Annotated in this window: 11 protein-coding genes; 10 read left to right on the forward strand and 1 reads right to left on the reverse strand. The window is 26.3% G+C overall.

From position 1 onward, the window contains the following. The first annotated feature begins 25 nt into the window (after positions 1 to 25). The 10 genes from gltX (at position 26) to AAQM_RS00345 (ending at position 10,470) form a co-directional block, all read left to right on the forward strand. Positions 26 to 1,435: a glutamate--tRNA ligase gene (gene gltX / locus AAQM_RS00300; RefSeq protein ID WP_129095274.1), complete on the forward strand. Its 1,410-nt coding sequence runs from the start codon at positions 26 to 28 to the stop codon at positions 1,433 to 1,435. 53 nt (positions 1,436 to 1,488) lie between these two features. Beyond that, a complete protein-coding gene (rbp, locus tag AAQM_RS00305; protein WP_129095273.1) occupies positions 1,489 to 1,755 on the forward strand; it encodes an RNA-binding regulator in 267 nt (88 codons plus the stop codon). Between the two features lie 118 nt (positions 1,756 to 1,873). Beyond that, positions 1,874 to 2,536, forward strand: coding sequence for a response regulator transcription factor (locus AAQM_RS00310; RefSeq protein WP_129095272.1), 663 nt, complete (start codon positions 1,874 to 1,876; stop codon positions 2,534 to 2,536). Beyond that, positions 2,511 to 3,668: a sensor histidine kinase gene (locus AAQM_RS00315; RefSeq protein WP_129095271.1), complete on the forward strand. Its 1,158-nt coding sequence runs from the start codon at positions 2,511 to 2,513 to the stop codon at positions 3,666 to 3,668. The genes AAQM_RS00310 and AAQM_RS00315 overlap by 26 nt, the downstream gene beginning before the upstream one ends. 128 nt (positions 3,669 to 3,796) lie before the next feature. Then, positions 3,797 to 4,180, forward strand: a complete 384-nt coding sequence (locus AAQM_RS00320) for a FixH family protein (protein ID WP_129095270.1) — start codon at positions 3,797 to 3,799, stop codon at positions 4,178 to 4,180. After that, complete coding sequence (locus AAQM_RS00325; RefSeq protein ID WP_129095269.1) at positions 4,180 to 5,367, forward strand: TolC family protein; 1,188 nt, start codon at positions 4,180 to 4,182, stop codon at positions 5,365 to 5,367. The genes AAQM_RS00320 and AAQM_RS00325 overlap by 1 nt, the downstream gene beginning before the upstream one ends. Beyond that, a complete protein-coding gene (locus AAQM_RS00330) occupies positions 5,364 to 6,368 on the forward strand; it encodes an efflux RND transporter periplasmic adaptor subunit (RefSeq protein ID WP_129095268.1) in 1,005 nt (334 codons plus the stop codon). Before AAQM_RS00325 ends, AAQM_RS00330 begins: the two co-directional genes overlap by 4 nt. Positions 6,369 to 6,373: 5 nt before the next feature. Further along, positions 6,374 to 9,499 (forward strand): efflux RND transporter permease subunit, encoded by a 3,126-nt coding sequence (locus tag AAQM_RS00335; protein ID WP_129095267.1) that lies wholly within the window; start codon positions 6,374 to 6,376, stop codon positions 9,497 to 9,499. A gap of 24 nt (positions 9,500 to 9,523) precedes the next feature. Next, on the forward strand, positions 9,524 to 10,102 hold the full coding sequence (locus tag AAQM_RS00340) for a YceI family protein (protein WP_129095266.1): 579 nt from the start codon (positions 9,524 to 9,526) through the stop codon (positions 10,100 to 10,102). A gap of 53 nt (positions 10,103 to 10,155) precedes the next feature. Beyond that, positions 10,156 to 10,470 carry an HvfA family oxazolone/thioamide-modified RiPP metallophore gene (locus AAQM_RS00345; protein WP_129095265.1) on the forward strand — a complete coding sequence of 105 codons (315 nt, stop codon included), beginning with the start codon at positions 10,156 to 10,158 and terminating at the stop codon, positions 10,468 to 10,470. A gap of 22 nt (positions 10,471 to 10,492) precedes the next feature. On the opposite strand, the gene AAQM_RS00350 is transcribed toward AAQM_RS00345, so the two are convergent. Next, on the reverse strand, positions 10,493 to 11,851 hold the full coding sequence (locus AAQM_RS00350) for an MATE family efflux transporter (protein WP_228254521.1): 1,359 nt from the start codon (positions 11,849 to 11,851) through the stop codon (positions 10,493 to 10,495). Between the last annotated feature and the right edge of the window lie 7 nt (positions 11,852 to 11,858).

An 11,858-nucleotide genomic window follows, 5' to 3' on the forward strand; every position in this document is an offset into this window, starting at 1 on the left:
AAAAAAGAAGAGGAGAAATAATTTAATGGCAGTAACAAGATTTGCACCAAGTCCAACAGGGTATTTACATATTGGAGGGCTTAGAACTTCACTTTATAGTTATTTGTGGGCAAGAAAAACAGGTGGAGAATTTAGACTTAGAATTGAAGATACAGATTTAGCTAGAAATAGTGAAGAAGCAATGAAAGCAATTATAAATGCTTTTGATTGGGTTGGATTAAACTATGATGGTGAAGTATTTTATCAATCACAAAGAACAGATATTTATAAACAATATATAGATAAATTGTTAGAAAATGGGAATGCTTACAAATGTTATATGAGTAAAGAAGAACTTGATGCTTTAAGAGCTGCTCAAGAAGCAGCAAAACAAAATCCAAGATATGATGGAACATGGAGACCTGAAGAGGGAAAAATTTTACCACAAATCCCAGAAGGTGTTGAACCAGTAATTAGAATTAAAGCACCAACTACAGGAACTATTGAATTTGAAGATGGTGTAAAAGGGTTTATGAAATTTGATGCAAATCAAGTAGATGATTTTGTAATTGCAAGAAGTAATGGAATGCCAACATACAACTTCGTTGTTGCAATTGATGATGCATTGATGGAAATGACAGATGTAATTAGAGGTGATGACCACTTATCAAATACTCCAAAACAAATAGTAGTTTATAATGCTTTAGGCTTTAAAGTTCCAAAATTCTATCACGTTCCAATGATTAATAATCCAGAAGGAAAAAAACTATCTAAAAGAGATGGTGCTATGGATGTTATGGATTATAAAAATCAAGGATATTTACCAGAAGCTTTACTTAATTTTTTAGTAAGACTTGGTTGGTCAAATGGTGACCAAGAGATTTTCTCAATGGAAGAGATGTTAGAATTATTTGATCCTTCAAATATAAATAAATCAGCATCAGCATATAATGCAGAAAAACTTTTATGGTTAAATAGTGAGTATATAAAAGCTGTTTCAAATGATAGATTAATCAAAGAGTTAAAGTTTTTTGATTTAGATTTATCGCATCATCCAAAAAGAACAGAACTTTTAGATTTGGCAAAACAAAGAGCACAAACTTTAGTTGAATTAAAAAAATCAATTACAGATATTATAGATGTTCCGACTTCTTATGAAGAAGCAGGAGTTAAGAAATTTGTTAAAGAAGACACAAAAGAGTTTTTAGAGAAATATTTAGTTTTATTAGAAGAAAATAAAGATAACTTATATGATGCATTAAAGGTGGAAGAGATAACAAAACCTTTTATAAATGAAAATGGATTAAAATTCCCTCAATTATTTCAACCAATTAGACTTGCATTAACAGGTGGAACACAAGCTCCTTCTGTTTATGATATCATTGCAATTCTCGGTTTTAATGAGGTTTCTTCAAGATTAAATGAGGCTTTAAAAAGAAATTTTAAAAATACTTGATTATTTGAAAATAATCAGGCATAATGTCTATACTTTTATAAAGGATAGAATAGATGAACATTTACGTAGGTAATTTATCATACAGAATGAATGATAATGAGTTAGAAGGAATCTTCGCAAAATTTGGTGCAGTAAAAAGTGCAAAAGTAATCATGGATAGAGAAACAGGAAAATCAAAAGGATTTGGTTTCGTTGAAATGGCAGAAGCATCAGCTGGAGCTTCAGCAATCGAAGCTTTAAATGGTAATGATTGTGAAGGTAGAACGTTAAGAGTTAACGAAGCTAAACCTAGAGAAGAAAGACCAAGAAGACAATTCTAATTTAAGTTTAAGTAGTGTTGAAAACACTACTTTCTTAAAATGCATATTTTAACTTTTTTAAGTTAATAAAATCCCCGAAAATAAAAACAACTGCTCCTTAGAAAATTAAGGAATTTGAATGAAAATTTTGCTATTAGAAGATGATTTAATTTTAAATGAGATTATTGAAGAGCATTTAGTTTTACAAGATAATGATGTAATTTCCACATTTAGTGGATATGAAGCTCAAAATTATCTGTATTCTGAAACCTTTGATTTATTGCTTTTAGATGTAAATGTTCCTGATATAAATGGATTTGATTTATTAAAAGAGTTAAGAACTCAAAATATAAAAACACCAGCCATATTTATAACTTCTTTAAATATGGCTGATGATATGCAAAAAGGTTTTGAAAGTGGTTGTGATGACTATATAAAAAAACCTTTTGATTTAAAAGAATTAGACCTAAGAATAAACAATATTAAAAGATTTTTTAATATTTCTCCCAAAAATATAACAATTATTGATGAAAAAATATCTTTAGACAATGAAAATCTAATGATCATTAATGAAAATAAAAAAATTCAAATCACAAAAAAAGAGAGTGAAGTTTTATTATATTTAATAAAAAATTCTTCAAAAATAGTAAGTATAGATGAATTAACTCTTAATCTTTGGGCATATGAAGATAGTCCTACGGCTTCAACTATAAGAACATATATAAAAAATTTAAGAAAATTTGTTGGTGAAGATAAAATAAGCAATATAAGAGGAGTTGGTTATAGATTTAACAAGAAGTGAAAAAACTACATTTTTTAGGTTTTTATTTTTATATTTAGCTTCTTCATTAATTTTAATGCTTTTTGTTGCATTTTTTTATTATCAAAATGAAAAAACACTCTATATTGATTTAGTAAAATCAAATATGCAAAATATAATATCTAAAGCTTCAAATGAAGTTATTGTTTCACATATGATGCAACAAAAATTTGATAAAGAAAAATATTTAAATTCAAATGAATATAAAATATCTTTTTATGATAAAAATCAAAATTTTCTTTTTGGAAATCTAAAAGAAAATATTGATTTTTCATCAAAATTTATTTTTAATGATAATTATCTGATTTTAATTGACACTTCAACTGTCGGGCATTTAGGAATTGAGTATATTGTTTTAAAAGATTCAAGTTTGATGAAAAAGATTGAAGAACTAAAATTCTCAATTATTACAATATTTGTATTCTCTTATTTGTTTATTTCTATTGTAGGAATTTATTTGGCAAAACTTTTTTTAAAGCCTATAAAAGAAGAAAGAATTAAATTAAATAATTTTATAAAAGATACTACTCATGAATTAAATACCCCTATAAGCGCTATTATTATGTCTACTCAAAATGAAAATTTAAATGCTAAACAAATAGAAAGAATAAGATTGAGTGCAAATAGAATATCAGAAATTTATAAAGATTTAACATTTATTTTTTTAGAAAACAAACAAAAAATAATACATTTAGAAGAGTTAGATTTATCCATAATAATAAAAGAACAAATTGATAGTTTTGAACCTTTATATTTGAAAAAAAAATTAGAAGTTATTTATAAACTTGAACCTACAGTTTTTGAAATAAATAAAGATGATTTTATACGATTATTTAATAATCTTTTTTCAAATGCAATAAAATATAATAAAATGAATGGAAAGATAGAAATAGTGTTGGAAAATAGAGTTTTAAGTGTAAAAGACACAGGAATTGGTATAAATAAAGAGAAATTAAAAGATATATACAAACGCTATTATCGTGCCACAAACCAAAGTGGTGGCTTTGGTTTGGGTTTGAATATTGTAAATATGATTTGCAAAACTTATAATATAAAAGTTGAAGTTAATTCTTTAGAAAATAAAGGAACAATTTTCAATTTAGAATTTAAATAGCTTCAAATCATTTTTTGAATAGCTATCTATTTTATATTATTAATTATATAAATATTAAATTTATCATTACATACATACTCCACACAAAAGAAATAAAATACAAATAATTTTATTACATAGGAGCAAAGATGAAAAATTTATTAAAAATGATGATGGTTTTATTAATATCTGTATCTTTTTTAAAAGCAGAATTGGTAGAACAATCAGGTGAGAAAGATGGTTATGATGTTATTTTAACAACAAAAAAATCTTTAGTTGTAGGAGATAATGAATTTTTTGTAGAGTTACAAAAAGATGAAAAAGTAGTTACAACAGCAAAAGTAAAAGCGAAGTTTTTTATGCCAGAAATGCCAGGAATGCCTTATATGGAATATGAAGATAATGCAGTTTTAGAAAATGGAATTTATAAAATGGAAATAAACTTTTCTATGGGTGGAACTTGGCAATATCATATAAAGTTTAAAACAGATGATGGAATTGTTCATACTATTAGAGGAAGTGTGAATTTATAATGATAAAGATATTACTAAGTTCATTTCTTGCAAGTTCACTATTAAGTGCTATAACAATAGATGAACTTGTAAGTAAAAGTATTGAAAAAAATATTGATTTAAGAGGGCTTGAAAAGTCTATTCAAGTAGCAAATGAACAGATTAAAGTTTCAAAAAATTGGAAGAATCCAATGCTTGCACTTAAAACAAATGAAATAATGCTTGATAAACCTTTATCAAATCAAAAAATGTATGGAGTTGAACTCTCTCAGGTTATTCCTGTTGGGAGTAAACTTGATATTGAAGAGAGTATTGCAAAAAAAGATAAAAATATTCAGATATTTTCTCTTGAAGACAAAAAATTAGAGTTAGAAGCAAAAATATATGAATATAGTTATACTATTTTAATCCTGGAAAAAAGGTATGAAATATTAGAATATTATCAAAAAAACTTAGATAAATTGGAAAGCTTATATAATTCTTTGTATAAGTATCAAAAAGCTTCATTAAATGAGATTTTAAATACACAAATTTCAAAATTAGATTTACAAATAGAACTTGAAAATCTTAAAACTTCAATAGATAATGCATATTTAAATTTAGAACAAATAAGTTATGAAAAAATTGAGAATATAAATGAGAAATTAAGTTTAAAACCTATTTCAAAGGAATTTATAGAAAGTGATTTGTTAACTCATCCAAAAGTAAAAGTATTAGAAGAGAATAGTTTAAAATATAAACAAATTGCAAAACTTGAAGAAGCTAATAAATTTTCTGAAGTAACTTTAAGTGTTGAATATATGCAAAATAAAGAGCAAGATTTTGCAAATATAAGTGTTGCAATTCCACTACCTATTTATAAAACAGAAAATTTAAATAAAGTAAAAGCAAACCTAAATTCAAATGAAACAAATGATAGATTACAAAGTCTTTTGCATAATCTTAGATTACAAAATAAAATATATTTAAACAGTTTAAATCAAAGTGCAAAAAATTATGAATTGATTCAAAAAGAGATTATCCCTTTAAAAGTAAAAATTCAAAAGAATTTAGAAAATTATAATAGTTTTGATTTGATAAAACCACAAGATAACATAACAAATTTGAATGAATTACTTAATTATGAAATAAAAGCTTTAGAAGAGGCTTTGAAATATTATGAAGCATATTCACAAATAATTTATTTTTCAAATAAGGGAATAAAATGATAAAAATAATAACAATATGTACCCTACTTTTTACTACATTTTTGAATGCAGATACGTTAGATGCTAAACAGTTATTTAATAAAAAAATAGTAAAAGTTAAAAAAGAGAATCTATCTGTAAACAAAAGTTTTTATGGAATTACAAAAATAGATGAATCCTCATTAGTTGATATCGTGAGTAGATTTGATGGATATATTACAAAATTATATGCAAATAAAAGCTATATGAGTATCAAAAAAAATGAGCCTTTGTATTCTATTTATTCAGAAGATATTATGTCTATTCAAAATGAGTTGCAAGTTGCAAAAGATTTTAATAAAAATATATATAACTCAACTTTGTTAAGATTAGGAAATCTTGATATTTCAAAACAGAATCAGCAAAAAATAAAAGAAGGAAAATTAGATTCAAAAGGTTTAGTGGTTACCTCAAATGTTGATGGTATCTTGGTTGCAAAAAATATAAATAATAAAAGTTTTGTTCAAAAAGGAGCAAATTTATTACAACTTGCAGATTTACAGACTATTTGGTTTGTTGCATCTATTTATCAAGATGATTTAGCCTTTGTTAAAAATAATAGTAATGCAAATATAACTATAGATGGAATAGATAAAGAGATAAAAACAAAAGTTGATTTTATTTACCCTATTTTTGATGAAAATAGTAAAACGGTTGATGTAAGATTTATACTAGATAATAAAGAGCTAAATTTACTTCCTAGTATGTTTGGAAAAGTTGATATTGAAGTAAATAAAAGTTCAAAATTAACTCTTCCAAAAACAGCCGTTTTAAAAAAAGCTTCGGATTATTTTGTATTTAAACAAATAAATGCACAAGAGTTTGAACCAATTAAGATAAAAGCAAATAGAATCTCTTCAAATAAATATGAAATATTAGAAGGTTTACAAGAAAACGATGAAGTTATAAATAATGCCCTATTCTTACTTGATTCTGATGCTGTAACGAATGCTTTATATGAAACTGATAATGAAGATTGGTAAATAAAATGGTTGAAAATATAATCTCATATAGTATAAAAAATAGATTTTTAATACTGTTTTTTACATTTATTTTAACTATTGGTTCTTTCTGGGCTGTAAAGAATACAAATCTTGATGCTTTGCCTGATTTATCACCTGTTCAAGTAATTGTACAAGTTGAATGGAATGGGCAAAGTCCAAAAACAATTGAAGAACAAATATCTTATCCTTTGATTTCAAATTTGATGAGTTTACCAAATATTGATACAGTAAGAGCAATGAGCTCTTTTTCAAATGCAATGATATATATCATTTTTAAAGATGGCACAGATATTTATGATTCAAGAAGTAGAATATTAGAGCAATTATCAACCTTACAAGGAACTTTTCCTCAAGGTTCAACTGTAAAGTTGGGACCTGATGCTACAGGTGTTGGTTGGGCTTATCAATATGCTTTGAAATCAAATAATAAAAGTTTAGAAGAGTTACGAACTTTACAAGATTATTATTATAAATTTGCATTATTAGGTGTTGATGGTGTAAGTGAAATAGCAACAGTTGGTGGATATATAAAAAATTATGAAATAACTTTAAATCAAGATAAGTTAGTTCAATATAATTTAGATATACAGAATATTAAAAATAGTATTCAATCAAATAATAAAGATGTTGGTGGAGGAATTATTTTAGAAAATGGCTTTGAGCATATAATTACAGCTCGTGGTTACCTAAAATCCGTTTATGATATAGAAAATATAACAATTCAAACTTCTAATAATATTCCTTTAAAACTAAAAGATATTGCAACTGTAAATGTAACTTCAACTCCAAGAAGAGGAATGGCTGATTTAAATGCAGAAGGAGAAACAGTCGGTGGAATAGTGATTGTAAGATATGGAGAAAACCCATACTCTGTAATACAAGCTGTAAAAGAAAAACTAAAAACACTAAATGTTCCTGATGTTGAAGTTGTAGAGGTTTATGATAGAACTTCACTAATTGATAAGGCAATAGATACTCTAAAAAATACACTTATGGAAGAGTCAATTATAGTTATGATTGTTGCAGGATTGTTTTTATTTCATTTTAGAAGTGCTTTAATTATAATAATTACTCTTCCACTTACTGTACTTATAAGTTTTTTATTGATGAAGTTTTTAGATATAGGCTCAAATATAATGAGTTTAGGAGGAATAGCAATTGCAATTGGTGCAATGGTTGATGCAACAATAGTAATGGTTGAAAATGCTCATAAAAATCTTCAAGGAAAAGATAATCTTACAAATCAAGAAAGAGTTGATATTATTATAAAATCTTCAAAACAAGTTGGAAGACCTATATTCTTTGCTTTGATTTTAGTTGTAGTCTCTTTTTTACCAATATTTGCTTTAAGTGGACAAGAAGGAAGGTTATTTACTCCTTTAGCATTTACTAAAACTTTTGCCATGTTAGTTGGTGCAATATTATCTATAACTATTGTTCCAATTTTAATGATATTTTTAATAAAAGGTAAAATTTTAAGAGAAGAAAAAAACTTTATAAATAGATTTTTTATAAATATTTATTCACCTTTTTTAAGATTGGCTTTAAAGTTAAAGTATTTAGTAATAACAATCTTTTTAGGAACTCTTATTTTTGCTTATTTTGTATATGAAAAACAAAAGTGGGAATTTATGCCTATGATGAATGAGCAAACTTTTATGTATATGCCTGTAACTCCTTATGGAATAGGAATAGATTTAGCAAAAGAGTTAGCACAAAAAACAAATGAAGTTATAAAATCTTTTCCTGAAGTTGAAAATTCTTTTGCAAAAGTTGGACGAGCAGATAGTGCAACTGATCCAGCTCCACTTGCTATGATTGAAACAATAATCACTTTTAAACCACAAGAGCAGTGGAGAGAAGGAATGACTTATAAAAAATTGATGGAAGAGATGGACAAAAAACTTCAAGTCCAAGGACTTATAAATTCATGGACTTATCCAATTAGAGGAAGAATTGATATGCTTTTAACTGGTATTAGAACTCCTCTTGGAATAAAACTATATGGAAATGATAATAAAACCCTTGAAGATGTTTCTATTAAAATAGAGCAAATCCTAAAGAAATATGAGGGAACTTTGTCTGTATCAGCAGATAAAGCAAACTCTGGTTATTACTTGAATATAAAAATAGATGAAGAGATGATTTCAAGATATAACATCACAAAAGATGATGTTCTTCAAACAATCTCTTTAGGAGTAGAAGGAACACAAGTCTCTACATTTTTGGATAAATTAGAGAGATATCCAATAACATTAAGATATGAGTCAAACCAAAGAGAAGATATAACAACATTAGAAAATCTTCTTATAAAAACAAATTTAGGTTTTCAACCTATTAGACTTTTTGCAAATTTAGAGTATGAAGAACAAGCTTCTGTTATAAAATCAGAAAAAGGGCTAAATGTAAATTTTGTTTACATAACACCAAAAGAAGGTTTTTCAACTAAACAGTATAAAGATGAAACAAATGAATTATTAAAAGAATTAGAGTTACCATCTGGTTACTATTTTGAATGGGCAGGACAGAGTGTGTATTTAGAATCTGCAATGCAAAAATTGTTTTATATTATTCCTATTACATTTATGATTATATTTGTATTGATTTATTTAGCTCTTAAAGACATAACATATACTTTAATCATATTTTTTACTCTTCCTTTTGCAATAACAGGAGGTATATTTTATATGGAATATTTGGATTTTAATTTTTCTATAGCTGTTATAGTTGGATTTTTAGCCCTTTTAGGAGTTGCTGCTGAAACTTCTATTGTTATGTTAATTTATTTAAATGAAGCTATACAAGAGTTAAGACAAAAAAATGAAGAGTATTCTAAAGAGATGTTTATTGAGTCGATTTATAAAGGTGCTGTTTTGAGATTAAGACCAAAATTAATGACGCTTTTTACTTTGCTTGGAGGATTAATGCCTATTATGTATATAGATGGTGTTGGAAGTGAAGTGATGCAAAGAATTGCAGCTCCGATGATTGGAGGAATGGTTAGTTCAACATTTTTGACTCTGATTGTAATACCCGTTATTTTCTATATTGTAATGTTTAAAAGAAATAATGTTTCTAAACATTTACTAAACAATAAAGATATAAAATAAATGAATTCAATAAAAGGAGTGAAAATGAAATTAGTTACAAGATTAGCAAGTGCAGTTGTATTAACTTTAGGATTAGCAAATGCAAGTGAGTTTGCTTTAGATAAGGCACACACAAATGTAGGCTTTACTGTTAAGCACTTAATGATTACAAATGTAAACGGTAGTTTTAAAGCATACGATGCAAATATTGATTTTGATGGAGTAAAAAAAAGTTTTAACTCTTTTAGTGCAACAGTTGAAACACAATCAATTGATACAGGAATTGAAAAAAGAGATGAACACTTAAGAAGTGAAGATTTTTTCTTTTCTGAAAAATTTCCTAAAATGACTTTTGAAATGAAATCTTATGTGGCAGATGGTGATGAGGGTAAAATGAAAGGTGATTTAACAATAAGAGGTATTACAAAACCTGTAACTCTTGAAGTTGAAGATATTGCTATGATTAAAGATTTTGATGGAAATAATAGAGTTGGTTTTACATTAAAAGGTAAAATCAATAGAATGGATTATGATTTAAAATGGAATAAAGCTCTAGAGTTTGGAGGAGTTGCTGTTTCTGATGAGGTTAAAATAGTTGTTGATGTACAAGCAAAAGAGAAATAGCATTTTAAATTATATTAGAATATACTCATAAAAATTAAAATAAGGAATAAAAAATGAATATGAAAAAAGTTTTAGCAGGGTTATTTTTAGGTGCATTACTTGCAACTACATCGGCATTTGCAAACAATGGTTCTTGTGGTGCTGGAAAATGTGGTGGAGAAATGAAAAAAGAGATGAAAGGTTCTTGCGGAGCTGGAAAGTGCGGAACTGAAATGAAAAAAGAGATGAAGGGATCTTGTAACACTGGAAAATGTGGTGGAGAAATGAAAAAAGAGATGAAAGGTTCTTGCGGAGCTGGAAAATGTGGTGGAGAAATGAAAAAAGAGATGAAAGGTTCTTGCGGAGCTGGAAAGTGCGGTTCTAAATAATTCTTTTACTATAGGTTTTTGCCTATAGTAAAATATTACAACTCTTCTTTAATAAATTTTTTGTATAAAAATATGCAAAAATTGCGGCACTATAAATCATAATTAAAATTCCAATCCATAGGTAAACAAAATCTAGTTCAAATATTTTCACTATTAAATAAGCAATTATAAGTTTTGCTACGATTTGTCTATACAAAGCTATATATAAAATCATTTTAGGTTTTTTTATAGCTTGTAGAGTTGATACACAAATAAATAAAACTACATAAGCATAAAAAATCCAAATTTCAACTAGTAAATAAGTTATTCCAAAATCAACAACTATTTCATTTGAATCAAATAAAGCAATAAGAGTTTTACCTAAAATAGTAAGTGTGATAATTCCAATTGTTGATAAAATAAACCCATATTTCATGGCAACTTTTAATGTTTCTAAAACCCTATCATATTTTTTTGCACCATAGTTATTTGATATGATAGTTAAAACAGCTGTACTTAATCCAAGAGTTGGTAAAAGCATTAGTTGTTCTACTCTATAGGCTATTCCATATCCAGCAACGGCCATAAGACCATATTGAGCAACAAAATATGTAAGTATAACCGAACCAATAGACATAATAAGCATATTTAAACTAGAAGGAATTCCTTGAGATAAAAAGAGTTTATAAACTCTAAAATCAGGTAAAAAATATGAAAGTTTTTCAAAGTGAATAACTTTTGTTTTATAAACTTTATAAAAAAGATAAATCATATTTATTATTTGAATTAAAACAGTTGCTACTGCAATTCCACTGAGTCCCATAGCAGGAATAAATAAAAATCCAAACATAAATAAAGGATTTAATGCTAAGTTTGCAAAAAAACCAAAAATAAGAGTATTTCTATAAGTTTTTGTATCTCCTAAAGCAACTAAAACAGCATTTAAAGAGAAATTAAACATAAAAAATATTGTTCCAAATAAGATAGGATTTATATATGTTATTGCATCTTGTAGATATTCTTTTTTTGCACCAAGTAAAATAAACATAGAAGGAGCAAATATATACCCTATTATTGAAAGTATAAATCCAATGAATGGTATAAAAACTACACCTTTATGTGCATAGATTGATGCCAGTTTATCTCTTTTTTTTCCAAAAGAGTTTCCTAAAATAGCAGTTATAGCAGAACTAAAGCCATAACCTAAACCAATTATTAAAAAAAACACCATAAATGAAAGAGTTAAAGCAGAAACTGCTTGTGTAGAAATAAGTCCTGCGTAAAATGTATCAACAACATTATACATAGTATTAAAAAACATTCCTATACTTGCTGGAATTGCAAGTTGTCTTAATAAAGTAGGAATATCTTGTGTAGTTAGTTTTATTTGATTATTTTTCAAGTTAGTA

It is taken from the genome of Arcobacter aquimarinus, assembly GCF_013177635.1.
Classification (GTDB): Bacteria; Campylobacterota; Campylobacteria; order Campylobacterales; family Arcobacteraceae; genus Aliarcobacter; species Aliarcobacter aquimarinus.

Coding starts and splice junctions, on each gene's coding strand:
- gltX (WP_129095274.1), top strand. CDS start 26: ATGGCAGTAACAAGATTTGCACCAAGTCCAACAGGGTATTTACATATT.
- rbp (WP_129095273.1), top strand. CDS start 1,489: ATGAACATTTACGTAGGTAATTTATCATACAGAATGAATGATAATGAG.
- AAQM_RS00310 (WP_129095272.1), top strand. CDS start 1,874: ATGAAAATTTTGCTATTAGAAGATGATTTAATTTTAAATGAGATTATT.
- AAQM_RS00320 (WP_129095270.1), top strand. CDS start 3,797: ATGAAAAATTTATTAAAAATGATGATGGTTTTATTAATATCTGTATCT.
- AAQM_RS00325 (WP_129095269.1), top strand. CDS start 4,180: ATGATAAAGATATTACTAAGTTCATTTCTTGCAAGTTCACTATTAAGT.
- AAQM_RS00330 (WP_129095268.1), top strand. CDS start 5,364: ATGATAAAAATAATAACAATATGTACCCTACTTTTTACTACATTTTTG.
- AAQM_RS00335 (WP_129095267.1), top strand. CDS start 6,374: ATGGTTGAAAATATAATCTCATATAGTATAAAAAATAGATTTTTAATA.
- AAQM_RS00340 (WP_129095266.1), top strand. CDS start 9,524: ATGAAATTAGTTACAAGATTAGCAAGTGCAGTTGTATTAACTTTAGGA.
- AAQM_RS00345 (WP_129095265.1), top strand. CDS start 10,156: ATGAATATGAAAAAAGTTTTAGCAGGGTTATTTTTAGGTGCATTACTT.